The sequence below is a fragment of the Streptomyces phaeolivaceus genome, from assembly GCF_009184865.1.
Taxonomy (GTDB): Bacteria; Actinomycetota; Actinomycetes; order Streptomycetales; family Streptomycetaceae; genus Streptomyces; species Streptomyces phaeolivaceus.
Genome location: NZ_CP045096.1, coordinates 6,393,599 through 6,418,556, shown reverse-complemented (window position 1 = coordinate 6,418,556; position 24,958 = coordinate 6,393,599). Strand labels below are relative to the sequence as shown.

Here is a 24,958-nt window from a genome sequence, read left to right as displayed (position 1 = left end):
GGTCAGCAGCCGTTGCGGAGGCGGTTCCAGGTGATGGGGCCGATGACGCCGTCGACGCCTATGCCGCAGGCGGCCTGGAAGTCACGGGTGGCCGATCGGGTGTAGCTCCCGAAGTCACCGTCGACACCGGTCGGGCCGATGTAGAAGCCCCAGTACTGGAGCAGACACTGGGCCTCGCGCACGGCGCCTGCGCGTCACTCCATGCGAACGATCGCGGGCGCAACTCCACCAGGGGCGACGGCCGTACCGGAATGTCTGATACCCCGAACAGTCGTCACAGTGGCACCTCCTCCAGCGGCTCCAGCACCGAGTAGTCCCCGAAGCTCCGCCGGTAGCGCGGATGCCGGGTCTCCTGGGTGTGTACGCGCTGCCACTCCTCCACGGCCGCCGGATCACTCCGTACGCCCGACTCCGCGCCGCACTCCGTCTCGTCGCCCGACACACACCGCGCCTCGTACTCCGGCTCCGCCGTCGCGTCCTGCGCGATGACGTACGGCACGTACCGGAACACGCGGCGCGGGCGGACCGGCCCGACCGCGTGCTCGCGCCGCTGATGGTGACGCAGCAGCACGTTCGCGTCCGTCTCCGCGCTCCCGTCGTACCGCGCCCGCGCCTCGTCCCGCCGTACGGCCAACTCCGCGCACGCGGTACAACCCGTCACCGGAACGGGGGGCGGACCCAGGGGCTCAAGTTGACGCAACGTCACACCCTCCTCTTCGTACGGCGGTTGGCCGCGGCCACCTGCGCGCCGATCCGCTCCGCCGGAGTCACCGGCCGCAGCGCCGCCGGATCCGCCTCCCACTCCGTGCCACCGCCCACCGGACGCAGCAACGCGTACGGTCCGACTCTGTCCCGGTACTCACCCACGCGCCGCGTCCGCGGATCGTAGACAAGCTGCCCTTCTGGTTCCACGCGCACTCCACAGCCCTGTCTGTCACTCTGGGTGTACTCAGCGTTGCCGAAGGGAACGGTCGCAATCAACGCGGGACGTGTGGCACTGGGCTTTGGCACGCGCCGGACGCAAGGGGGACGTGACGATGAGGCGGAACGCGGAGGGGGCTGGCGGAGCCAGCAACGCCGCGCTGTTCGGCGAGGTGCTGCGCCACTACCGCGAGGCCGCGCTGCTGACGCAGGAGGCGTTGGCGAGGCAGATCCCGTGCGATCGGTCGCAGGTCGCGAAGATCGAGGCGGGCACGAGGGTGCCGAGCGATCAGTTCGCGAAACGGTGCGATGAAGTCTTGGAGACGGGTGGGGTGTTGGCCCGGATCTGGGCCAAGGTCGACTGGTATCCGCAGGTCGTGTATCCGGATTGGTTCGAGCGCCGGGTGCAGATGGACAACGAGGCCACCTCCATCCTGCAGTACCTGAACAACGTCGTGCCGGGTCTGATGCAGACCGAGGAGTACATGTACGAGTTGTTCAAAGGCGCCATCGGCGACACCGTGTCGGTCGAGGAACGAGTCAGGGCACGGCTCAGCCGACAACAGCGCATCCTGTCCCCGGACGGCCCGCTCTATGTCGCGGTGTTGGACGAGAGCTGTCTGCGCCGCGTGGTGGGCAGCCCCAGCGTCATGCGGAACCAGCTCGCCCACCTGCTGGCCGTCGGTCGACGTCCCAACATCCGCGTCCAGGTCCTCCCGTTCGACTCACCCGGGGTCGCCCGGCCCGCCACGCCCATGACGCTGATCAAGCTGCCTGACGGGCACGAGTGGTTGTACTCCGAATCCCTGGATCTCGGCCATTTCAGCGATGAGCCGGCCATCCTCGCTCGGCACCGGCGAACCTATGATGTGCTCAGGGCTGACACGCTGTCGGCCCGAGAATCAGCCGCCCTGATCAGCGACTTGATGGAAGGGTTCGACGACGGTGAACAGTCTGGATCTGAGCGCAGCAGTCTGGATCAAGAGCAGCCGCAGCGAAGTCAACTCCGGCGACTGCGTCGAAATCGCCCCCGCTATCCCCGGACTCGTCCCCGTCCGTGACAGCAAAGTCCCCCACGGCCCCGTACTGCTCATCAACCGTTTCGCCTGGCTCTCCTTCATAGGCCTGGTTCGGTCGGAGTCGTAAGCGAACGGGCAGAGTTCATCGCACTCCGAAACAACCGCCCCTCGCTCCCCCGCTGTTGATAACCACAGCAGCTATGACAACGGCAACAACACCGGCCCCCTTCATCGTGCTGGCCGGGACCCCCGGCCCCGGCCAGAGCATGGCGTTGCGGAAGCTGCGCGAGGCTCACCAGGGGCGTACACCCGCCGCGTTGATCGACGGTGCGGAGGCACAGTTCGACCGGCCACCGCCGCACCGGACGACGGAGTCTTGGTCGCCCGCGTACCAGGCGCTGCTGGTGATCGCGGAGCAGTTCGCCGAGCGCGCCGCGTTCCCGAGGCTCGCGTCGGGACTGCTCGCCGCCGCGGCCGGGGCGGAGGCGGAGCGTGTCCTGCGGCTGTGCGGACGGGCGACCGGGCGGCTGGCCGGGCTGATAGCGGACCGGGGGCCCGCCGCCGGGGCGATCGTGGAGGCGGTGGTGGAGGGCGCGGCGGAGGGGCTGTCGCCGTCGTGCCGCCGGCTGCGCAGAGGCGCGGCGTGGTACCGCGACTACCCGAACGCGCGCGGCAACCCGATGCGCGGGCTCACCCTGCTGTCGGAGCAGTTCCGGGCGGACGGCAACGCCCGTACGCACGCCGAGCGTCACCTCGTACGCGCGCTGCTGGCGGACCTCGACGCGCGCCGGGCGGGGCGGCGGCGGCCGGTCGTGCTGATCGACAACGTGCAGGAGACAGCCGGGCGGCGGCTGATGGAGTCGGTGCTGCGGGACCGGGCCGAGGGGATCGCGGACCAGGTGGTGTTCTACGCGGCGCTGCGGGGCGAGAGCCATCCGGCGCTGCGGAACGCGGCCCGCCGGACGGTCCTGCCCGAGCTGACGGGCGAGCGCGGTGAGGGCGGCTGGGCGCCGGGGGGCACCCCGTCGTCGTACGCGATGCTGGTGGCTCTCTCTCCCTGAACGGTGAACGCGCGGACACGCGGACACGCGGACACGCGGGCGTCCGGGGTTCGGTGACAGCGGTCACGGAACGCTCGTACGATCCCGAACGTTGTGGCGGGCGTGACATCAGAACACCGCCGTCTCAGCCCCGCCTTCCGGCTCTACTGGACGGCGCGCACCGTTTCCCTCACCGGTGACGGGCTGGTCAATGTCGCGCTCGTCTTCGCGGTCGTGGAACTGGGCGGGTCGGCGGCGGACATCGGGACCGTGCTGGGAGTGTCCGTCGTCGCCCGGGTCGCCCTGATGCTCGTCGGCGGAGTCCTGGCGGACCGGCTGCCCCGGCGCCGGATGCTGCTGGTGAGCGAACTGGTGCAGGCGGCCGTGCAGTTCGCCGTGGGGTTCCTGCTCCTCGTCGGCGCCGCGCGGATGTGGATGCTGCTCGCCGCGTCCCTCGTCTACGGCGCCGCGTCGGCGCTGTCCCGGCCCGCGCTCACGGGGATCGTGCCGGACATCGTCGGCACGGGCGGGGCGGACGCACTCCGGCGGGCCAACGCGATGCTGGGCGTCTCGCAGAGCGCGTCCCGCGTGGCCGGGCCGCTGATCGCCGGAGTACTGGTCGCCGTGGCCGGGCCCGGCTGGGTGTACGCGATCGACGGAGCCACCTTCCTGGTCAGCGCCGTACTGCTGGCCCTGGTGCGGCTGCCGCCGACCCGGACCGGCAACCGCGGCCTCGGCTCCCTGCGCACCGACCTCGCGGTGGGCTGGCGGGAGGTCAGGTCGAGGCGCTGGTACATGACCGGGCTGCTGGTGCAGTCGGCCTACAACCTGGTCACGGCGCCGTTGTACGTGCTGGGCCCGCTGCTGGTGGGCGGGGCGTCCGCGTGGGGCACGGTGTCGGCGGCCGGGGCGGTCGGCGCGGTGGCCGGAGCGGTGCTGGCGACCCGCTGGACGCCGGGCAGACCACTGACGGCCGGCTTTCTGCTGATGGTCCTCGGCGCCGCACCGCTGCTGGCCCTCGCGGCGGGTGCGGGAACCGCGGTCGTCGGGGCCGCCGCGGGGCTCGGGATGGTGAGCGCGGCGTACGTCAACACGGTGTGGGTGACCACCGTGCAGGGCCTGATACCCCGGGACAAGCTGTCCCGGGTCAGCTCCTACGGCCTGATGTCCACCCTGCTGACGCTGTCCGTCGGTTACGCGCTCGCCGGGGCCCTGGAAGAGCCGCTGGGCGCCGGGAACGTCCTGGCCGGCTCCGCCGTCCTGTTGGTCCTGGTGGTCGTACCGGGGGCGTTCCTGCCCTCCGTACGGACCGTGGGACAGCCGGTCAGCGGGTCGGAGCGAGCGCCTCGGCGCGGCTGACGCGCTGGAAGTAGTCCCGGAAGTAGCCGATCTTGGCGTCCCGGTCCGCCGCCCAGTTCAGCAGTCCCAGAAGATCGGGAGCGAGCCCGAAGTCGATGCCGAGGTCGTCGTAGGTCTCCCGGGTGCGCGTCCGGTACTGCCGCTCCAGGACCTCGGACACCTCCGAATAGGCCGGTGATCGTCCGGAGCTCTCGTAGAACTGGGACACCAGGTGCAGGGCGAGTTCATCGATCGCGTCCTCCCGGCTCATCGTCCTGATCGGCTGCCGCAGCGGGACGAAGGGGTGGTCACCGAGGACTCCGGCACCGCCGAGCATGAGGTCCGCCATATGCCGTGCCAGCAGGGGCGAGCAGTGGAAACCGTCCCGGTGGGTTCCCGACAGCACCCACAGGTTGTCCTGCCAGACCCTCCCGACGAGCGGGAAACCGTCGACACTCACCGGCCTGTTACCCACATGCCAGCGGATGATCTCGCTGCGGAAGAGGCGCTTGTCGAACTGCTCCATCATGCTGATCAGAAAGCGCACGGAACCGACGGTCTGGGACTCGTCGGGCTCCAGCGCCAGATCACCGGTCGCGCCCAGATAGACCGTTCCGTCGCTGCCCGGGACCATGTGCAGACCGCAGCCGCCCGCGCGGTTCGGTGTGCGGACCACGTGCTCGGCGCCCGAACCCGTGCCCCGGACGGTCACCGCGACGCCCTTGCCCGCGAGAACGGGCTGTAGCGGCATCGCGGCACCCTCCGCCGACTCGGCGGACTCGTTCAGCTCGGTCAGCAGCGAGTGGCTCGCCGCGCCGGCGGCCACCAGGAAGTTGTCCGCCTGGATCTCGGCCCCGGACTCGGTGACGACGGAGCCGATCCGGTCGCCGTTCCGCTTCCAGCCGGCCACGGTGTCGTCCAGGAAGACCACTCCGGCGCGTCGCGCCACGGACACGACCGCGTCGAGAACCTGACGCGCGTCTATGGACCCTTCGTCGGGAAGGTAGACGGCGCTCAGGGGGCGGGCGTCCACGCCCGGCTTCAGGTGCGGCACATCGCCCGACGGCACATGCTCGAATCGCTGCCGGTACCGCGTGGCCGCGTCCACGATGGCGTGGTAGTTGAGACTGTCCAACCGCCCCGCCCTGGCGTTCAGGATGACGTAGGTACCGTTGCGGATGGCGAGCCGGCGGTCCGGCGGCAGCTCAGCGTTGATCGCGTCCAGCCAGTCCGGCCATGCCTCCAGGGCCCGGATCGACAGGTCGAGCTTCGCTTGTCCGGCCGCCGTGGACAGTGTCCGGTGATTGACCTCCGCGACGCAGTTGAGCATCGCTCCCGCCGCCGTGGTGGCGGCTCCGGCGCGAGCCTCCGGGCCGACGACCGCGACCCTGAGGCCGCCGTCCCTGCGGACCAGCTCCAGGGCGGTGGCGCATCCGAGGATTCCGTTTCCCACGATGACCATGTCGTAGCTGGTCACACTTCTCCCTTTGATCATGGATGCGGGTGCGGCCGGCCTGTCTGTCTGCCTGTCTATCTGGCTGTCTGCCAGGACGGCCGCACCGGAGGCGTTCGCAGAGCGCGCGGGCCCTCGCCCTACATGGTGTAGATGTAGAGCGACACGCTCTCGGTCGTGAGACCCTCCAGCGCCGCGGCGAACTCGGCGCTCTCGAAAAGGATGTCGTCCGTGGTGTGCGCGGTGCCCGTGGTGTCCATGCCCATGGTGCCCATGGCGACGGTGCTCTCGGAGACCGGGCGAATCAGGGTGGCGTTCATGATGGGTTCCTCTCGGTTCGTGGTGCTGTCTCTGGTGTCACTTCTGGTGGTGCGTTTCTGTGGTGCGTTTCTGTGGTGCGTTTCTGTGGTGCGTTTCTGTGGTGCGTTTCTGTGGTGCTTTCCTTACTGCGGGCCGTCGGCGCGCAGGGGTCTGTGGGCGGCTTCACTCATAGCCGTACAGCGGCAGGAGGTAGCCGTAGCGCCGCTCGAACAGCGCGTGGTGTTCCGGTGTGAACTGCTTGTGCCAGGAGCCCGTCCGGCCGCTGCGGAACGTGTAGGAGTCCCGGTTGAACACCCGGCGGCCGAGGGCCTCGCGGTCGGCGGCGTCCATGTCGTCGGCCAGGCCCAGGAAGTCGGTGATCTTCTCGATCTCCGCCGCCTGGACGGCCGTGGAGCCGCCCCCGTCCGGGCCGACCAGGGCCTCGAACGTCACCTTGCACACCCTCGGATGACGGAGCAGCCACAGGGCGCGCTCGAAGGAGTCGCCGCCCGGGAAGCCGGGGTCCGTGAGCGCGATGCCGATGCGTTCCCGTACGTCCGGGACCTGCTTGAGGATGTCGCCGTAGACGACGTGGTCCGGGAATCCGCCGAGCCGTCCGGCGTCCTTCTCGGTCAGGAAGTTGACCATGGACAGCAGGACGTCGCGGGGGTCACGGTAGTTGAGGATGATCTTCGGGCTGTCGGCGCGCGACCACTCCAGCAGGAAGTTCTCGTCCACCCCGGTCAGATCCAGATCGTGGGTGAACCAGCACACGCCGCCCGGGAGGTCGTCGAAGCGGTAACCGGACGGCCGGGCCAGCTCCCTGGCGGTCAGCAGGTCGGTCATCGGATCACCGCCGGGCGCCGCCGCCGTACGCGGCATCCCGAGCCGCTGCCACCAGGCCCGGTTGAGCGCGGTGACGGCCCGGCCCACGCCACGGTCGATCTCCCCGCGGTCACGGGACCGCTTCAGCCCGGCGATCTCCTCCGACGTGTACACGGCGTCGAGGACACGCAGGGCCGCCGGCCTGCCGAGCGGGCGGGGTCCGGCATCCGCCGACGACACCGCGCCGTTCAGGGCATAACCGAGTCCCGACACCACCTCCTTGAGGAGGTGTGTCCCCGACTTGCGCAACGAGACGACGAGTACGTGTTCTGCTCTCACACCCGGAAAACGTTCGGGTCCGTACGTTCGTTCCCGGAATCCGGGCACCACTTCCGTGACTACGGTCACAGCGCCAACACGTTTGGCGCCGCGCGACTTTGACGGCGACTCAGGGCGGGCTCGGGACGGGCTCAGGGACGGCTCGGGACGGGCTCAGGGCGAGCCCGTCCGCCGTCTCTGACCGGGCGTCAGCGCAGCAGGGCCAGGCCCACGTCCGCGTAGGAGTGCTTGCCGCTGACGAAGATGTTGACGCCGTAGTAGTTGAACAGCCAGCAGGCGAACGCGGCGATGGCGATGTACGCGGCCTTGCGGCCCTTCCAGCCGGCCGTGGCACGGGCGTGCAGATAGGCGGCGTAGCAGACCCAGGTGATGAACGACCAGGTCTCCTTGGGGTCCCAGCCCCAGTAACGGCCCCACGCGTCGCCCGCCCAGATCGCGCCCGCGATGATCGTGAACGTCCACAGCGGGAAGACGGCGGCGTTGACCCGGTACGAGAACTTGTCGAGGGAGGCCGACGCGGGCAGCCGCTCCATCACGGACGTCGCGAACCGGCCGGGCCGGCCGCCGCTCGCGAGCTTGCTCTCGTACGAGTCCTTGAACAGGTACAGGATCGTGCCGACCGCGCCCACGTAGAAGACCGCGCCGCAGAAGATCGCGGTGGAGACGTGGATGTAGAGCCAGTACGAGTGCAGGGCGGGGACGAGCTGGTCGCTGGCGGTGTACAGGACCGTGACGGCGAGACCGAGGTCGAGCAGGACCGTCGTGATCAGCGGAAGCCCGAGCCAGCGGATGTTCTTCCGCAGCGCGAGCAGCGACAGATACACCCCGACGGCCACGGTCGAGAAGGTGATGTTGAACTCGTACATGTTGCCCCACGGCGCCCGCTGCACCGAGAGCGCCCGCGTGAGCACCCCGCCGAACTCCACGAGGAAGGCGAGCACGGTCAGGGACACGGCGATACGGCCGTAGAGGTCGCCCTGCTCGTCCCCGCCATGGGCACCGGGCCCGTCCGGCACGTCCCGGGCACCGGCGGCGGCCCGCACGACCACCTTCGGCCGCTCCAGCACACCGGTCCCACCGGCCGACTTCACCGTCACCGCGGGCGCGTCCGCCTTCGCGGCGCCCTTGGTGTCCTTCGACCCGGCGGTCAGCGCGGCGGCCGTCCGGCCCACCTTGCTCCGGCTCCCGAAGAGCCATTCGGCGATGTACGCGAAGAAGGCCAGGGTGTACACGGCCATCGCGGAGTAGATCAGCGTGTTGCTGATGTTCGCGAGGTTCTCATTGGTGGCGGCGGCGAGAGTCACTTCTCAGCCCCTTCGGAAGGTACGGCTGGGGTTTGGGGGGAGGGGGAATTCGAGCCCGCGTTCTCTGCGGGCAATCGTGCCGCTGGAGCGGCACGGGCAATCTCAACGACAGTAGGAGCCTCGTCATGCACGGCCGCAGCAAGGTCGCCCAGTTCCTCCGGCACCTTCGCCGACTCACTGCGCCCGAGGCCCGCCATCTCCACGACGGTCACCCCGTCCGGCCCGGCCACGGCGCGCACCCACACCCGGCGCCGCTGGATGAACAACGACCCGGCGAGACCGAGGATCGCGGTGATCGCCCCACCGAGCGCCCACCCGCTGCCGGGCTGCTGGGTGACCTGGAACCCGGCCCACTCCTTCACCCCGTCGAAGGTGACCGTCCCGTTCCCCCCGGGCAGCTTCATCGTCTCCCCGGGCTTCAGGTTCTCCCGTACCGTCGCGCCCTCGGAGTCCTTGTACGCCTTCAGCTTCCGCTTCTCCAGCCGGTACACGCTCTGCGGCACACCCGAGTCGACCCCGAGATCACCGTGGTACGGCTCCAGGTTGAGCACGGGGTTCAGGAGCGCGGGGAACTGCGAGACCACCGCCGTGTTCTTCCCGCCGTACGAAGGAAGGAAGAACGCCTGGAAGCCGAGCTGTTCCCGCTTCCCCTGGGCGTTGGTGTAGCCGTCCATGACCTTGATCGCGCCGGAGGAGGTGACATTGGAGTCCAGCGGCAGCAGCGGCGCGGCGTCACTGAAGACGACCTTGCCCTTGGCGTCCCGGACGGTGATCACGGGCGCGTAGCCGTGGCTGACGAGATAGACCTTGGAGTCGCCGATCTCCAGCGGCTTGTTGACCTCGATCTTGGTCGAGCGCTCCTTGCCGTCGGCGCCGACCGCGTAGTCGATGTACGCCTCGTAGATCCGGGGGGTGCCCTTGTTCGGCCCGCTGGTCTCGTACGTGCCCCGGAAGTTCTTGAGGTCGAAGCTGAAGGGGTTGAGGTCCTCGGCGGTGAAGAGGTTGCCGGACTTGAAGTCGTCGTACTGCGTGAGGGTGTTGGCGAAACCGTCGCCCTCGACGATCAGTTTGTTGCCCTCGGAGCGGTAGAGCTGGCCCCAGGCGAAGGCGATGAGCATCACGATCAGGGCGACGTGGAAGGCGAGGTTGCCCGCCTCCCGGAGATAGCCCTTCTCGGCGGCGACCGCGTCCCCGACGAGATGCGCGCGGAACCGGCGCTTGCGCAGCGCCTTCAGCGCGACCTCGCGCACCTCCTCCGGCGGGGCCGTCGTGCGCCAGGTCGCGTACGCGGGCAGCCGGGTCAGCCGCTTGGGCGCGCCCGGCGGACGGCCGCGCAGCTGGCCGACGAACTGCCAGGTGCGGGGCACGATGCAGCCGATGAGCGAGACGAAGAGCAGGATGTAGATCGCCGAGAACCACACCGAGCCGTAGACGTGGAACAGTCCGAGCTTCTCGTAGACGGGCCCCAGGGTGTCGTGCCGCTCCATGAAGTCGGCGACCTTGGTCTCGTCCTGCCCGGACTGCGGGATCAGCGAGCCGGGGATCGCCGCGAGCGACAGCATGAACAGCAGAAGCAGCGCGATCCGCATGGACGTCAGCTGCCGCCAGAACCAGCGGGCCCACCCGATGACGCCCAGCGAGGGCAGATGGGGCGCGTCCTCCTGCGGCGCGGTGGACAGCTGCGACCCGGCTGCGCCGAGGTCGTTGTCGGCGGCGGTGTCGGAATCGGAGGTGGGACCGGAGGCGGAGGAGCGGTCGGCGGTGGCAGCCGAAGCGGAATCCCGATCGGCGGCGGTGGCGCCGGGCGGCCCGCTCCGGTCCGTGGACCGGGCCGCGTCGGCCGGGCGGCCCTTGCCGCTGCCGGTGCGCTCGGCGGTGTTCTCTCGCTCGCCGGAGGCCTCGCGGCCGGAGTCGGTCGTCGTCATCGCTCAGATCCCAGGGGTGAAGCCGACGGACCAGACCTGCATCTCCTGAATGATGCGGTCCCAGGCGCCGGTCAGCATGAGCAGTCCGATCGTGATCATCATTCCGCCGCCGATGCGCAGCACCCACGCGTAGTGCCGCTTGACCCAGGCGAAGGCGCCGAGCGCCTTGCGGAAGGCCACCGCGGCGAGCACGAAGGGCAGGCCCAGCCCCAGACAGTACGCCACCATCAACAGCGCCCCGCGCCCGGCGCTGGCCTGTTCGAGGGCGAGCGCGTTGACCGAGGCGAGCGTCGGGCCGATACAGGGCACCCAGCCGATACCGAACAGCGCGCCCAGTATCGGGGCGCCCACCAGACCGGTGGCGGGCTTGGTGTGGAAGCGGAACTCGCGCTGGGTGAACCAGGGCATCAGCCCCATGAAGAACAGCCCCATGGCGATCATGAGCCCGCCGAGCACCTTGGTCAGGACGCCCTGGTGCTCCAGCAGGGTCTGCCCGAAGTACCCGAAGAGCGCGCCGCCGGAGACGAACACGAAGGTGAACCCGAGCACGAACAGCACGGCCCCGGCCGCCATCCGTCCCTTGCGGGCGTCGGCCAGATCGGTGCCGCCGACACCGGTGACGTACGACAGATAGCCGGGCACCAGCGGCAGGACGCAGGGGGAGAAGAAGGAGACGAGCCCGCCGAGCATGGCGATCGGCAGGGCCAGCAGCAGGGCACCGCTGAACACGGTCTCGTTCAGCTCGGCGGCGGTCGTGGTGAGCGCGGACATTCCCGACACCTTCACGTCACTTCTCCGCGAGGATCGGCTTGAGCATCTTGCGCAGCTTCTCCTCGCTCAGCGCCTGCTGGGTGCGCGCCGCGAGCTTGCCCTCCCGGTCGACGACCAGAGTGGAGGGGATCAGCTGCGGATTGAGCGAGCCCTTCTCGAAGCGCAGCAGCAGCTTGCCCGTGGGGTCGTACAGGCTCGGATACTCGACCTTGTACTGCTCCTCGAAGGCGACCGCCGGCCGGGTGCTGGTGTCACGGGTGTTGATGCCGACGAACTGCACGCCCTGGTCGGCGAGATCCTCGGAGACCTTCGCCAGATTGGGGGCCTCGGCACGGCAGGGCGCGCACCAGGAGCCCCACACGTTCAGGACGATGATCTTGCCCTTGAAGGTGGAGAGGTCCAGCTGTTCGCCGTCGATGGTCTTCCCGGAGAGGTCGGGCGCGGTGTCCCGGTCCCCCTTCTTCACCGTCGCGATCCCGTCGGAGCCGGTGATGAACCCGGTCTGACCGCCGCCGCCCTCGATGCCCCCGCCCGCGCAGGCGGACAGCGTCAGCGCCAGGGCGGCGGCCCCGGCGGAGAGCAAAGCGGCACGACTGCGGCTCGTACGGACACTCATGTGAAAAGTTTCGCATGCCCGTTTCGGGGGCTTACGGCGGGGTCGCCGACCCCTTGATGAGCACGTCAGGCCGCTGATCCGGCGCCCAGGAACTCCTTCCAGCTCCCCGTCGGCCGCTGTCCCACCCCGAGGGTCCGGAGCTTGGCGAGGACATCCGGTGTCTGCGCGTCCATCCAGTCCACGAACTGCCGGAAGGACACGATCCGTATCTCCCCGTCCGGCGCCTTCTCCTTGGCCCGCGCGATGTGCTTCAGCGCCTCCTCGACGGCGTCCATGTAGACCCCGCCGTTCCACTCCTCGAAGTGGTTCCCTATGAACAGGGGCGCCCGGTTCGTCTCGTAGGCGCGCTGGAACCCGGCGACGTACGCGCCGGTCGCCTGGGTGCGGTAGGCCGGGTAGTTGGCGGGCGGCGCCTGGGTGGAGTTCTGCGACTGGTTGAACATGATGTTGTAGTCCATCGACAGCACCTCGAAGCTGCGGCCCGGGAACGGCACGGACTGCAGCGGCAGATCCCAGATGCCCTCCTTCTTGTCGGGCCAGACCTGGAGACCGCCGGGCGAGGAGGAGTCGTAGCGCCAGCCCAGCTCGCGCGCGGTGGGCAGCAGGTTCTCCTGCCCCAGCAGACACGGCGTACGGCCGCCGATCAGCTCCTTGTCGTAGTCGAACGGCAGCGGTTCGACGTCCGTCCAGCCGCTGTTGGTCCTCCACTCCTTGACGAACGACTTCGCCTGGTCGATCTCGCTGCGCCACTGCTTCGGCGTCCAGTTGCCGACCGAGCCGCTGCCGCCGCAGAAGTGGCCGTTGAAATGGGTGCCTATCTCGTGACCGTCGAGCCACGCCGTCCGCACATGCCCCAGCGTCGACTTGATGTGTTCGTCCGTCAGATAACCGATGTCGGAGGCGCCCGGCGCGTTGTTCGGCGGAAGGTAGACGCGCTTTTTCGACTCCGGGAGGAGATAGATCCCGGAGAGGAAGAACGTCATATGGGCGCCGTGGTCCCGCCCGGCCTTCAGAAAGCGCTCGAAGAGACCGTTCCCGACGTCCCCGGCGCCGTCCCAGGAGAACACCACGAACTGCGGCGGTGTCTCGCCCGGCGCCAACGCCCGCGGCTTCTCCGGCTGGTTGGGCTGCTTCCCCGCGTACGAGGTCGACCCGTCACCCAGCGGCTTCGCGGTCTTCCCCGGCTTCTTCTTCCCGTTCGTCCCGGGCTTCCCGCCGCCCCCGGACCCACCGGCCCCGCCCGGCTCGCCCCCGAGCCCCGTGCCGCACCCGGTCAGCCCCAGGCCCGCCACCGCGCCCGCGCCGACAGCGAGCATTCCCCTTCGCGATACTTCGGGCATTACATCCCCCTTGGTCAGCTCACGCACCGGTTCACGTGAAGCACACCGTTTTAGAGGGATGAGAGGACGCGACGGTTCCTTTTGATCTCCGGGAAACGCGGACGCCTTTAGGGGCGCGGGGAACCGCGCGAGCAACCACAACAGACCCGCGGTTCCCCAACCACCTTATGCGCCAAAGGCCTTGTCCTTGCCCTTTACCGGCTTGGCGCCCGCCAGCAGATGCGGCGGCACCAGATCCCGCGCGGGCTCGCTGTACCCCACGGACACGATCTTGTCGCCCTGGTACGTGAACGTCGTCAGCGAGGCGAGCGTGCACTGCCGCCGCCGCGGATCGTGCCACAGCCGCCGCTTCTCGACGTACGACCGCACGATCCAGATCGGCAGCTGATGCGAGACGAGCACCGCCTCGTGCCCGCGCGCCGCGTCCTTCGCCGCGTCCAGCGCGCCCATCATCCGCACGACCTGGTCGACGTACGGCTCGCCCCACGACGGCTTGAAGGGGTTGACCAGATGCTTCCAGTTCTCCGGCCGCTTCAGCGCGCCGTCGCCGACGCCGAAGGTCTTGCCCTGGAAGACGTTGTCCGCCTCGATGAGCCGCCCGTCGGTGGCGAGATCGAGCCCGTGCGCCTTGGCGATCGGCGTCGCCGTCTCCTGCGCCCGCTCCAGCGGGGAGGCCACGACGTACGTCACGTCCCGGGGCGCCAGATGCTCGGCGACCCGGTCGGCCATCCGCCGCCCGAGGTCGGACAGGTGGTACCCGGCGAGCCGCCCGTAGAGAATCCCGTCCGGGTTGGCGACCTCGCCGTGCCGCATCAGGTGGACGACCGTGATGTCACTCATGCTGCCGAAGCCTCCGCCGCTGCCCGCGCCGCCGCCGGAAGGGCGTCGGCGATCCGCTGAACCGCCCGCTCGTCGTGCGCGGTCGACACGAACCACGACTCGAACGACGACGGCGGCAAGTAGACGCCCTGCGACAGCATCGAGTGGAAGAAGGCGTTGAAGCGGAACGACTCCTGCGCCTTGGCCTCCTCGTAGTTCCGCACGGGCGTGTCCGTGAAGAACACGGAGAACATGTTGGAGGCGCGCTGGAGCGTGTGCGCGACGCCTTCCTTGGTGAGCGCGTCGGTGACGAGCCCCTGGATCCGCTCGGACACCGCGTCGACGACGCCGTACGCCGCCTCGTCCAGCAGGCGCAGCTGCGCGAGCCCGGCGGCCGTCGCGACCGGGTTCCCGGAGAGCGTGCCGGCCTGGTAGACGGGCCCGGCGGGCGCGAGGCGGGCCATGACGTCGGCACGGCCGCCGAAGGCCGCGGCCGGGAAGCCGCCGCCCATCACCTTGCCGAAGGTCATCAGGTCCGGCTCGACCCCGTCGATCCCGAACCATCCGGCCCGGCTGGTCCGGAACCCGGTCATGACCTCGTCGGAGACGTAGAGGGCGCCGTTCTCCGCGCAGGCGTCCTTGAGGCCCTGGTTGAAGCCCGGCAGCGGCGGTACGACGCCCATGTTGCCCGGGGAGGCCTCGGTGATCACACAGGCGATCTCGCCGGGGTGGGCGGCGAAGGCGGCGCGTACGGCGTCGAGGTCGTTGTAGGGCAGCACGATCGTGTCGGCGGCCTGGGCGCCGGTGACGCCCGGGGTGTCGGGGAGCGCGAAGGTGGCGACGCCGGACCCGGCGGCGGCGAGCAGCGAGTCGACGTGACCGTGGTAACACCCGGCGAACTTCACCACCTTGGTGCGGCCGGTGAAACCGCGGGCCAGCCGGATCGCGGACATGGTGGCCTCCGTGCCGCTGGACACGAGCCGCACCTGCTCCAGCGGTCCGACGCGGTCCACCATCTCCTCGGCGAGCGCGACCTCGCCCTCGCCGGGCGTACCGAAGGAGGTGCCGCGCGAGACGGCGTCCTGGACGGCGGCGATGACCTCGGGACGGGAGTGCCCGAGGATCATCGGACCCCACGAACACACAAGATCCACATACTCACGGCCATCGGCGTCGGTGAGATAGGGACCGGTGCCGGAGACCATGAACCGGGGCGTACCGCCCACGGCGCGGAAGGCGCGCACCGGAGAGTTCACGCCGCCCGGCGTGACGGCCGCCGCACGCTCGAAAAGAGTCTGCGAGACCGGGGCTTCGTATGCGTAAGGTCGCTGGGGCATGACCTGCTCTCTCTCCAACTTCTCCGACTCCGTGGCTCGTGACGCCCTCAGCGTAGGCCAGCGTTCTCCGGCCACCGCGCGGAGGATCTCGGCCACTGATCAGCGGCGGCCCACTACCGGGACGATGCCCGCACCTCAGCCTTCGGCGGTCTGAGAGACTGGGGCTTCGTACGGATAGCTCACACAGGCCATGGTGTCAGAGGCTCCGAAGATCCTGCGGACTGGTGTTTCCGCGCACGTTTCGGCGGGCGGTCGCGGGGGAGGTCACTGACACGATGATCGGGTTGCGCGGCGGGGGTCACGCGGCCCAGAAATGCGTTCGGGTGGAGATATGCATCGCGGTGGCGGACTGGGCGAGGGGACCGGTGACCTCGGTCCCCGTCGTGCCCGGCGGGGCAGGCACCGGCGCGAGGCGGAGGAGGCCGCGGAGACACGGCAGGAGCGGGGCGGATCGAGCGACCGGGGCGGGCCCCCGGAGCGCGGCGCGTCCGCGGAGCGGAGCGCACCGGGCGAGCTGAGCGGATCGGCCGGGCCGGGCGCGGGTGCGTCGCCGGGCCCGCAGGGGTCCCTGCCGCCGCCACCGCCCGCGCCCCCCACACCGCCCGTGCCACCGGCGCCGGCCGTACCCCCCATCGTGGGGTCGCCGGGGTCACAGCCCCCGTACCCCCCGCAGGGTCGGCCGGGCGTGTACGGTCCGCAGAGTGCACACGGCACACACGACTCACACGGCGCGCGGGGCGACGGCGACCGTGCCGATCGCGCTGACCGAGCCGATCGATCCGACCGAGCCGCCCCGTCCGGTCGGACCGACGACCGATCCGACCGAAATGACCGATCCGGTCGTCCCGGCCGAGCCGACCGGACGAACAGGACGGACAGGATGGACAGGGCGGACAGAGCCGACCGGGCAGACCAGGCAGACCAGGCAGACCAGGCAGACCGAAATGACCGCTCGGAAGCGGGTGACGGCCGGGCCGAGACCGGTGGTGACCGCCTCCAGAGCGGTTCCGACCGGGTCCCGTCAGCTGGTTCCGACCGGATCCAGAGCGGTGGACCTGAGCGGATCGGGCGGCGCAGCCGTATGGACGGTATGGACCGTATGGATCGCGCCGATCATGTGGATCGTGTCAATCGTGTGGACGGAATGGATCAGACGGACCGGATGGACCGGCCTGACCTCGTGGATCGCAGGACTCGCGCGGAACGCAGGAGCCGCGCGGACCGCAAGGACCGTACGGACCGCGTGGAGAGCGCGGACCGTGTGGACGGCCTGGACCACGTGGTCAACCGGCTCCGGGCGGGGAGCGGGAATGGTGGTCGGGTGGGGGTGACGTACAAATACTTCGGCGCGCCCGACGGCGCGACCGCCGCCCGTGTCCCGATCTCGATGCGCCCCGAGGAACTCGGCGGTGACGAGCTGGGCATGAACGGCATGTTCACCAAGATCAAGCCGGAGACCATGGCCGCGATGGTGCTGACCGGCATCGAAGGCGTCCCCCTGCACAAGGTGCCCCCGCTCGAACTGGTCGTCCTCCACCCCGACTACGCCGTCGTGAAGCTCCCGATGACCGTCGTCGACCCGCTCAGAGGCATCGGCGAGGAAGCGGTCGGCGCGGCGGCCTTCATCTGGTCGACGGTCCCGGACCGCGGCGGCCCCCGCGACGCGTTCAACGTCTACCAACTCCTTCACGAATGGCAGGACTTCAGCCACCGCCTGCACGAGGCGGGACATCAGCCGTACTGCCTGGTGTGGCCCTGAGCCGGTAACTCATCCTGTGCGGGCGGAGCTTTCGGGCTCCGCCCTCGTCATGTGCGGGGAGGTGCCGGGTCGTCAGGCGGTGCGAGCGCGCAACCCGAGCCCTCGTGGAGCGGCGACGACACCGGCGACTCCGGCCCCGCAGACCACGATCTGCGGGAACGGCTTTTCGTGTGGGTCACTCACGCGGGCGCACCCTTGCCGGTGGCTGAAGTGATGCAGTTCGGGCAGGGCCGGGCGCTCCTGACATGCGTATTCGTCCGTACGTCTCATAATGCCCCGTCTGCCATAATCCCTTTCTCTGCCGACGGACCGGAAGACAGGGGGATACGCGGAGATGGGCGTGTTACGGGCGCTTCTGATCGCCGTGCCGGTGCCGGGCCTGGAGTTCGTCCGCGAAGATGTGAAGCACATCAAGGAGTCGCTGCTTCGGTCCGGTTACGCCGAGGCGGACGTGACCGTGCTGAACACCCTGGACGCCACACGGCGCGGGGAGATCTACGCCGCCCTTCGCAGGTTCTTCGCGAAGTGTCGGGACGGAGACTTCGCTCTGGTCCACTTCTCCGGCCACGGGGTACGGATCGGCGACCGTGAGTTCCTGGTTCCGGGGCACGTGAACGCCGACGCGGGGCGAGAAGGCCTCGTCGAGGTCGTGCCCGACGTGTTCTTCGAGCAACTCGACTCGCAGGCCACCGTGTTGATGTGCCTCGACTCGTGTCGTGACGAGGTGTCCGGGGACGGGGAGTTCAAGCCTCCGGCGGCCGTCCCGGCATCCTCGCGCTCACGCGAGAACGTGTTCATCATGCACGCATGTGCTCCGGGGCAGGCCGCGCTCGGCACGGCGGCGGGCAGCTTCATGAGCCGGGCACTGGCGGAGGCTCTCGCACCCGAGTCCACACCGAGAACCGTCAGGGACGTCATCACCTACGTACGGCGTCGCACCGGGGAGATCGCCCAGGACCACGGAGGCAACCGCCGCCACCAGCCCTACGATCGCTGGCTCGGACGGGACGACACGGCGAAGACACCCGCCGAGCACGACGAGCGCGTCATCTGCAAGAGCGGGCCGGGCACACAGAAGTGGGCCAGAGTCGTCCACGATTCGGCGCTGTGGGACAGGATCGCCGATCCGGGTGTGGACAAAGGCCGGTTGAAGGATTCCCTCGGCTTGCTGATCAACAAGGTCGTCGCCATCCGCCGCGATGCCGAGCTGCCGAACAGGGCGGGTCCTGACCCCTGGGACGACGCCGAGTTCCCCGAGCGGGTCGTCGCACGCCTCGACAGTCTGATCCCCGCCACGCCCGAGGGGCGGCTGAGCGCGCTGGAAGTGGTCGCGCTGCTGGCGACACCGTTCTTCCGGGAGGCAGCCGTGGCATGCGGCCGCCGGGCCCTCGCGGAGCTGTACCTCCGCGAAGCTCCTGGGAAAGAGGACAAGACAGGTCGTCAGACGCGTTCGTCGGACCGGGGAGACGACGTCAGGCCGCTGCTGCGCGAGGACATGGTGGATGTCCGCAGGGCGTACAAGAACATCGAGGCCAAGCGTCAACGGCTCCTCGAAGCCGGATCGCACTCCGCCGCCGAAGCCGTCGAGAGCTGGCTCCGCCACCGGCTGCTGGCCGACTGGGACCAGCTCTGGACCGCGGTCGCCGGTCCGGGGCCGGTCGTCGGCGCCCTGGACAGCCTGCGCGGCGTCATGGAACAGCTCCTGGAAGCAGCCGAGTCCGCCGCCGCCCTTGGGCCGCGGCCACCTGTGAGAAGCCGGGACCATCTGCGGTCGGCCCTCCTGCAGGTCATCTCGCAGATGCGCACCCCGCCTGCGGTCAGTGCACCGAACGGCGAGGAATGGCAGGGCGGACTTGACACCTTCCTGGGCCTGCGGCGCAGAAAGTGGTGGCGCCCCCGGGAACTGGCGGGCCTTGTGCACATCGCCGAGCTCCTGGCGATCGACCCCCGGGCACTGGACGGCATCGTCGTGGACCACCTCGGGGAGCTGCACCTCGGGGTGAACCCGAAGGAATTGATCGCACAGGTCCGTGGGAGCGAGTTCCACCCGGTGAACTACGCGGTGGGCCACGAAACCCCGCCGCCCTCCGGAACACCGGCACCGGACCAGCGCGTCGACTGGAGCCTGCACTCCGAATGCGGCAGTGCCGCCCTGCACGTGGCGCTGGAACGCCAGGCCCACGCCGCCGCGGCGGCCGCCCGCAACCTGTTCAAGTCCATGCCGAACGAGGCACTGTTCGACGCCCTGCCCAGACACGTCAACACGGATGCCCTGTTGACCGACGGGAACAGGAACTATGAGGCGCCCCCGCCACGCTTCCAACTCTCCGAGGACGGGGTCAAACCTCTCATCATGGGCACCCAGCTGTACGGCGACCGCATGCTAGCCGTCCGCGAGCTGTACCAGAACGCGCTCGACGCGTGCCGTCGCCGCTGGGCCCGCCAGAGGTACGCCCAGCAGACCGGGCTGAGCGATTTCGGAGGCTCAGGGGTCAAGCCGCTGGCCGAGCACACCATCGAGTTCACCGTCGGGCGGGACGACGACCAGCGGCTCTACATCGAGTGCGTGGACCACGGCATCGGCATGACCGAGGAGGAGCTGCGCGACCTCTTCGCGCGGGCCGGACGCCGCTACGAACAGTCCCCCACGCGAGTCCGGGAGCTGCGCCGCTGGCGCCGCGCGGGTATCGACCCCGAGCTGAACAGCCGCTTCGGAATCGGCGTCTTCAGCTATTTCATGCTGGCCGAGCAGATCACCGTCGTCACTCGGCCGGCCAACGAGTCCGGGCGCACCGCCGACGGTCGCGCCCACCGCGTCGACGTCGTGGCGGACTCGGGGCTCATGCACATCACGAAGGCCGAACTCGGGGACGCGGGCACCGTGGTCCGGCTGTATCTGCGGCCCGAGGCCTCCGCACGGCTCCGCTCGCTGATCAAGTTCCTTCGGAAGCAGGTCTGGCACTGTCCCACGACCCTTGTCGTCAATGAGTGCCTCGACAATCCCCGGGACGACCGTTGGGAACCGAACGAACTGAAGCCCGATGTCACGCTCGCGGTGCCCCAGGCAACGACGCCCGACGGCATCTGGTGGGTGCACGATCAGGGCGCACGCCTCGTGGACGGGATCTTCGTCGACGAGAACGACAGCCCCCACGGATATGTCATCAACCTGCGGCGCAGACACGCGCCCGACCTCAGCGCCAATCGCAACAAGTTGCAACACTTCGACAAGGACCTCGCGTACCAGGAACTGAGCGCGGCCGTGGACGCGTTGACGCAGTGGGATCCGATGCCTCTGAAGTGGCTGTGGGAACTCGTCCACAACGACCACCGACTGGGCGAGATCGTCCTGGAACGTCTGTTGGCCACCGACATCAAGGTTTCCGTGGACGAGTGGCACAGCAGCGGCACGCCAGCCATACACGACTCCCTGGCACGGCTCGGTTGCCTTCCTTACGACAGGTCCGCAGGGCGCTACAGCGGAGCATCGGGCTCCGGATTCCAGTTTTTCCAGACGTGGCGGGCGCAACTGTTGAGCGACGGCCTCAGACACAGAAGGGATGCACGATGGGTCATCGGGCAACCGGAAGGGTTCCCCGGACCCACCGCGCTTGACGCGCTGTTGTTCCGCGAAGAGGGCCATCTGGAACGCCCTTTGACGGCGGTCCTCCATATGTCCCGGGGTGGTGGACACGACCTGCGGACGGCATTGCGTACCCTGCGGCGGTACGCTGTCACCGGTATGGCCGTGCCCGAGGTGAACGACCTGCGGAAACTCGACGGGATGGAGGCTGACCCGCTCCATCCCGACCTGTACGGCGCATATGCGCTCAGTAGGGGAGGCCCCTTCCGTTCGGACGGCCTCGACGCGCCCCTTCATCTCCCGATTCTCCGCACCGCAGGCCAGTCGGGCAGACCCCTGGGGGAAATCGCCGAGCTCGTCCATGGGCTCCGAGTCCTCGATCCCGGGATTCCGGAACCCCCGGAACTCGGGGAGCTCGCAAGACACATACCCGACCGGGACGAAACGCGTGTTCTCCTCGGGGGCTCAGGATTGGGCGGACTTCCCGCTCTGGTGACCCCGGCCGTCGCCGCCTACGTCGCGGCGAACGCCGGCTTGCAAGTGTCCGACGTGCTGAACACCGCCCGCACCTTCGCACCGTTCGGATTCCGTATCACGGGGAAAGCGGGAACGAAAGACGAACTCGGCACGGTGAACGCCATACAGCCGGAGCTCAACGAATCCTTCCTATGGCCACGCCGTCTGAACGGGCCCCTCACTCTTCTGGGACTCGCCCGTCTCTCGGCGAGGCGGGACGACCCGGATGTCGGCACCACGGCCGAGTACCTGCGGGGGATCACCGGGTCACTGGGCCTGGGTGACGTCTCACCAGGCCCTCTCGAAGGGGTCAAGGCGTCAGCGTGGTGGACAAGCCTCCCCATGGTCGCGGAGCGGAACCATCAGCCGCTTAGTACGTGGACGACCCTGCGCACCATGGCGAACGCCTCCGCGAGCGAATCCCCGGAGAGCATGGTCAGGTCCGTCGAAGCCCTGGCCGCCGCGGGGGTGGTGGACGGCGCCGCCGTCGATGCCGTCCGCAGGTGGGTGGACATCCCGCGGGGTAATCGTCCGCATCTCCTCACGGATGACGAACGAAATCTTCGCTTCCGGGACCAGTCCTGGTCGTTTGGGATCGAATACGACCCCACCTCGAACCGCGTCGACCACCTGTTCCTCGTGGCACTCGCGGCCGAACGCCATGGCACCCTCGGTGACACCGCCGAAGCGGTGCGCGCGGAGGCCGAGCCCTACCGCATCGACGTCGCCGAAGTGCCCCCCGAGGCCCAGCATCTGGAACCGACCCTGATCGAGGTCGAAGCACTGAGCTCGGTGGAGACTTCTCACTGGAAGACCGAGATCACCTTTGCGGACATCGTCCCGTACGCGCACGCCCACGGCATCAGCGTGCCGGAGGCGATGGCGCGGCTGCGCGAGTACGAGCCCCTCGGTGCGCCTCCGGTGCCCCGCGCGGCGCCTCGCCCGGACGGACAGTGGGAGGAGCCGGACGAGCGGGCCGCCCTGGCCGTGGAGAGCCTGCTGTCGTACGAACCCCTGAATCGGGGGATCGTGACACCCCTGGCGCTGACCGTGACCGCGGTGCGGATGGGCCTGGGGCTGCGGTCGACCTTCCAGGCGCTCGTCCCGTACACAGCGTGCGGCGTCGTCGTCGAGTGCCCTGTGCCCGCGGACGACGACCACGCTCCCGACTGGCGCGACGTCATCGTCCTCACCCGTCGGCTCAGCGGCAGCGAGCCCGCTCTGGCGGGTGAAGTGCCGGACGAGCACATCCTGTTGGCGTCGGAGGAGACCGATCTGTCATGCGGTGAGGTGCGGGACCGCCTCGCCTACTACGCCCCCCTGTTCGCGTTCCGGCTGCCGCCGGAGAACTCCGGAGTCCCGGAGGAGAGGAGCACGCATGCAGCCCGTCCATGACGATGTCGCGTACAAGGAGCAGGAGGTCCAGCCGCCGCCGGACATCGACTCCCGTACGGACGCGGCCGGGCATCTGGTGTTCACGGGCACCTGTCCCGTATGCCACGGCTGGAACGAGTACACCCTGGTCGACGTCCGGCCCGGCACCATCCCGAAGGGGCTGCCGTGGCGGCGCAAGGCCACCGGCCAGGACCTCGAACGGCAGATGGACTGCTCCTGCCCGATCACCCACCCCGGGAACGACGATGAGTTCTCCGGCTGTGGCGCGTGGTGGCCCGTGCTGATTCCCGCCCAGGGAACTAGCTGATGCCCCCCGTCCGGCGCCGGACGGCCCGCTCGCTGCGGATGGAGGCGCAGGAGCGGCTCCACGGCATGCTGCAGTCGCAGTTGGAGATCGCTCGCCATCACGCGGAAGGCTGGCGCAACTTCCTGGCCACGGCCACCGCGCTCCTGGCAGCGGTGCTCGTGCTCAAGGGTCGTGAGAACGTGGCGGAACTGACGTCGGGTTACCGCCTGGGCGTCGTCCTGGCCATGGCGGCCGGGCTGCTGGCCCTGCTGACGTCGGCTTTCGCTGCCGCCTCGGCCGCACATGGACGTCCGGGCGCCGCGTTGACGCGCGCCGACGGTGCCCGGCTCCTGAAGTGGGAAGCCACTGAGACCCGACGAGTCGCGAAGTTGATCAACTGCGCCCGGTGGCTCGCCGTGGCAGGTGTTCTCGCGACGGCCACCGGGGTGATGGTGACCTGGCTGGCGCCTGCGGCCGACAAGGAGGCCATGTCCGTCACCGTGCACACGCGCGACGGGAGCGTGTGCGGGAAGCTCGTCGAACTCGACGACAAGGGGGTCACGCTGCAACTGAAGTCCGGCGGTGCCTCGGGCAAGGACTCGAAGGACACCCTGCGTAGGTTCGACTGGGGGTCCCAGGCCGTGAGCGCGAGCACCGGAGCGGCTTGCTGAACCGAACCGCGCGCGCACGCGGCGCTCGGGCAGCCCGTATGCGTCACCCCTGGTGGCTTCGTCCTGGTCACGTGACCTCGCGGGCGAGGGCGTTCCAGTGGTGGTCGACCTCGATGCGTACGGGGTAGCGCTGATCAGGATGGCCGCGAACTCGACGTCGATACCGACCTGTTGGGCCAGCATGAATCCGCGCTGCCGACCCGGGCGCCCATGCCGGGGACCGGCCCCGCGACCACACTGGCCGCCGAACCACCGCTGACGATGCTGGTGTTGACGATCCGCCCCCGGTGAGAACTCCGACGTCCCGGGTGGGGTGAGGGAAACCGGTGTTGCGGTGGTGACGTCCTCAGAGGCGGACAGAGATCACGACCGGACAGGGAGAAGACCTTGGAAACCACGGGATCACGGCCGGGCCGTCGTACGGTGCTCGGCCTCGGCGGGCTGACGGGGCTGGGCGCGACGGGTGCCCTGGGGGCGCTCGGGACACTCGGAACGGTGGGAACGCTGGGGACGCTGGGTGCCGGAACGGCGTACGCCTCCGCCCCCGGCGACGCGGGGCTGTCCCCCCGGCTGGCGGAACTGGAGCGCGAACACGCCGCCCGGGTGGGGGTGTTCGCCCATGACACGGCCACGGGGCGGACGGTGGCGTACCGCGCGGACGAGCTGTTCCCCATCTGCTCGGTGTTCAAGACGCTCGGCGCGGCGGTGGTGTTACGGGACCTCGACCGCGACGGCGAGTACCTCGCGAAGCGGATCCACTACACGAAGGAGTACGTCGAGGCGGCGGGCTACTGCCCCGTCACCAGTCGGCCCGCGAACGTCGAGGCCGGTATGACCGTCGCGGAACTGTGCGCCGCGAGCGTCTCGCACAGCGACAACGGGGCGGCCAATCTGCTGCTGCGCGAGGTGGGCGGGCCGACCGCGATCACCCGCTTCAGCCGTTCGCTCGGGGACCGGACGACCCGTCTCGACCGCTGGGAGCCCGCGCTGAACTCGGCGGAGCCGTGGCGGAAGACGGACACCACGACGCCCCGGGCCATCGGCGGGACGTATGCGCGGCTCCTCCTCGGCCGGGCTCTGCCGGACGCGGACCGGGAGCTGCTGACCGGCTGGCTGATCGCCAACTCGACCAACGTCGAGCGCTTCCTCGCGGGCCTTCCGGCCGACTGGACGCTCGCCGACAAGACCGGCGGCGGGTCCTCCTACGGCGTCGCCAACGACGTCGGCGTCGTCTGGCCGCCCCACCGCCCGCCCCTCGTCCTGTCCGTCCTCACCACCAAGCACGCCCCCGAGGGCCCCTCGGACAACCCGCTGGTGGCCGAGGTGGCGGGCCTGATCGCCGAAACGCTCACGCCGTAGGGAACACGGCAGGGCACACGGCAGGGCACACAGCGCCGCGGC

General features: G+C 69.5%; 22 protein-coding genes. 9 read left to right on the top strand and 13 right to left on the bottom strand.

The genetic code is table 11. The annotated features are described in order from the left end of the window. Positions 1 to 2 precede the first annotated feature (2 nt). The 3 genes from F9278_RS29765 to F9278_RS29755 form a co-directional block, all read right to left on the bottom strand. Positions 3 to 182: a peptidoglycan-binding domain-containing protein gene (locus F9278_RS29765; protein WP_226967022.1), complete on the bottom strand. Its 180-nt coding sequence runs from the start codon at positions 180 to 182 to the stop codon at positions 3 to 5. Positions 183 to 274: 92 nt separating this feature from the next. Continuing rightward, the gene (locus F9278_RS29760) at positions 275 to 661 is read right to left on the bottom strand and encodes a DUF7848 domain-containing protein (protein ID WP_226967021.1); all 387 of its coding nucleotides are present in this window, start codon (positions 659 to 661) and stop codon (positions 275 to 277) included. Between the two features lie 41 nt (positions 662 to 702). Further along, positions 703 to 867 (bottom strand): hypothetical protein, encoded by a 165-nt coding sequence (locus F9278_RS29755; protein WP_226967020.1) that lies wholly within the window; start codon positions 865 to 867, stop codon positions 703 to 705. 170 nt (positions 868 to 1,037) lie between these two features. Between F9278_RS29755 and F9278_RS29750 the strand changes: the two genes are divergently transcribed. The 4 genes from F9278_RS29750 (at position 1,038) to F9278_RS29735 (ending at position 4,339) form a co-directional block, all read left to right on the top strand. Further along, the gene (locus F9278_RS29750) at positions 1,038 to 1,982 is read left to right on the top strand and encodes a helix-turn-helix domain-containing protein (RefSeq protein WP_152171063.1); all 945 of its coding nucleotides are present in this window, start codon (positions 1,038 to 1,040) and stop codon (positions 1,980 to 1,982) included. After that, a complete protein-coding gene (locus F9278_RS47510; RefSeq protein ID WP_226967344.1) occupies positions 1,945 to 2,067 on the top strand; it encodes a DUF397 domain-containing protein in 123 nt (40 codons plus the stop codon). The genes F9278_RS29750 and F9278_RS47510 overlap by 38 nt, the downstream gene beginning before the upstream one ends. A gap of 73 nt (positions 2,068 to 2,140) precedes the next feature. Next, the gene (locus tag F9278_RS29740) at positions 2,141 to 3,001 is read left to right on the top strand and encodes a hypothetical protein (RefSeq protein ID WP_226967019.1); all 861 of its coding nucleotides are present in this window, start codon (positions 2,141 to 2,143) and stop codon (positions 2,999 to 3,001) included. Positions 3,002 to 3,103: 102 nt separating this feature from the next. Beyond that, positions 3,104 to 4,339, top strand: a complete 1,236-nt coding sequence (locus tag F9278_RS29735; RefSeq protein WP_193241701.1) for an MFS transporter — start codon at positions 3,104 to 3,106, stop codon at positions 4,337 to 4,339. On the opposite strand, the gene F9278_RS29730 is transcribed toward F9278_RS29735, so the two are convergent. From F9278_RS29730 to hemL, 10 genes are all read right to left on the bottom strand, one after another. Continuing rightward, positions 4,305 to 5,795 carry an NAD(P)/FAD-dependent oxidoreductase gene (locus F9278_RS29730; RefSeq protein WP_193241700.1) on the bottom strand — a complete coding sequence of 497 codons (1,491 nt, stop codon included), beginning with the start codon at positions 5,793 to 5,795 and terminating at the stop codon, positions 4,305 to 4,307. The two genes, F9278_RS29735 and F9278_RS29730, sit on opposite strands and share 35 nt — an antisense overlap. 116 nt (positions 5,796 to 5,911) lie before the next feature. Continuing rightward, positions 5,912 to 6,091, bottom strand: a complete 180-nt coding sequence (locus tag F9278_RS29725; RefSeq protein ID WP_152171059.1) for a hypothetical protein — start codon at positions 6,089 to 6,091, stop codon at positions 5,912 to 5,914. A gap of 163 nt (positions 6,092 to 6,254) precedes the next feature. Continuing rightward, positions 6,255 to 7,235: a sulfotransferase family protein gene (locus tag F9278_RS29720; RefSeq protein ID WP_152171058.1), complete on the bottom strand. Its 981-nt coding sequence runs from the start codon at positions 7,233 to 7,235 to the stop codon at positions 6,255 to 6,257. Between the two features lie 188 nt (positions 7,236 to 7,423). Continuing rightward, complete coding sequence (gene ccsB, locus F9278_RS29715; protein WP_152171057.1) at positions 7,424 to 8,539, bottom strand: c-type cytochrome biogenesis protein CcsB; 1,116 nt, start codon at positions 8,537 to 8,539, stop codon at positions 7,424 to 7,426. Further along, complete coding sequence (gene resB, locus F9278_RS29710; protein WP_226967018.1) at positions 8,536 to 10,464, bottom strand: cytochrome c biogenesis protein ResB; 1,929 nt, start codon at positions 10,462 to 10,464, stop codon at positions 8,536 to 8,538. Before resB ends, ccsB begins: the two co-directional genes overlap by 4 nt. A gap of 3 nt (positions 10,465 to 10,467) precedes the next feature. Then, a complete protein-coding gene (locus F9278_RS29705; protein WP_152171056.1) occupies positions 10,468 to 11,235 on the bottom strand; it encodes a cytochrome c biogenesis CcdA family protein in 768 nt (255 codons plus the stop codon). A 16-nt stretch (positions 11,236 to 11,251) separates the two neighbouring features. Next, positions 11,252 to 11,851 (bottom strand): TlpA family protein disulfide reductase, encoded by a 600-nt coding sequence (locus tag F9278_RS29700; protein ID WP_193241699.1) that lies wholly within the window; start codon positions 11,849 to 11,851, stop codon positions 11,252 to 11,254. A gap of 65 nt (positions 11,852 to 11,916) precedes the next feature. Next, complete coding sequence (locus F9278_RS29695) at positions 11,917 to 13,167, bottom strand: polysaccharide deacetylase family protein (protein WP_152171055.1); 1,251 nt, start codon at positions 13,165 to 13,167, stop codon at positions 11,917 to 11,919. Positions 13,168 to 13,356: 189 nt separating this feature from the next. After that, entirely contained in the window at positions 13,357 to 14,031 is a 675-nt protein-coding gene (locus tag F9278_RS29690; protein ID WP_152171054.1) for a histidine phosphatase family protein, read from the bottom strand. Then, positions 14,028 to 15,347, bottom strand: coding sequence for a glutamate-1-semialdehyde 2,1-aminomutase (gene hemL / locus F9278_RS29685; protein ID WP_152171053.1), 1,320 nt, complete (start codon positions 15,345 to 15,347; stop codon positions 14,028 to 14,030). Before hemL ends, F9278_RS29690 begins: the two co-directional genes overlap by 4 nt. Before the next feature lie 1,321 nt (positions 15,348 to 16,668). Here hemL and F9278_RS29670 point away from each other — a divergent pair. The 5 genes from F9278_RS29670 (at position 16,669) to bla (ending at position 24,916) form a co-directional block, all read left to right on the top strand. Next, on the top strand, positions 16,669 to 17,106 hold the full coding sequence (locus F9278_RS29670) for a hypothetical protein (RefSeq protein WP_003974483.1): 438 nt from the start codon (positions 16,669 to 16,671) through the stop codon (positions 17,104 to 17,106). A 340-nt stretch (positions 17,107 to 17,446) separates the two neighbouring features. Continuing rightward, positions 17,447 to 22,600, top strand: a complete 5,154-nt coding sequence (locus tag F9278_RS29665) for a caspase family protein (protein WP_193241698.1) — start codon at positions 17,447 to 17,449, stop codon at positions 22,598 to 22,600. Beyond that, complete coding sequence (locus F9278_RS29660) at positions 22,584 to 22,907, top strand: hypothetical protein (RefSeq protein WP_152171051.1); 324 nt, start codon at positions 22,584 to 22,586, stop codon at positions 22,905 to 22,907. Before F9278_RS29665 ends, F9278_RS29660 begins: the two co-directional genes overlap by 17 nt. Then, on the top strand, positions 22,907 to 23,557 hold the full coding sequence (locus F9278_RS29655) for a hypothetical protein (protein ID WP_152171050.1): 651 nt from the start codon (positions 22,907 to 22,909) through the stop codon (positions 23,555 to 23,557). Before F9278_RS29660 ends, F9278_RS29655 begins: the two co-directional genes overlap by 1 nt. 387 nt (positions 23,558 to 23,944) lie before the next feature. Continuing rightward, positions 23,945 to 24,916, top strand: a complete 972-nt coding sequence (gene bla, locus F9278_RS29650; RefSeq protein ID WP_404818956.1) for a class A beta-lactamase — start codon at positions 23,945 to 23,947, stop codon at positions 24,914 to 24,916. Positions 24,917 to 24,958 lie beyond the last annotated feature (42 nt).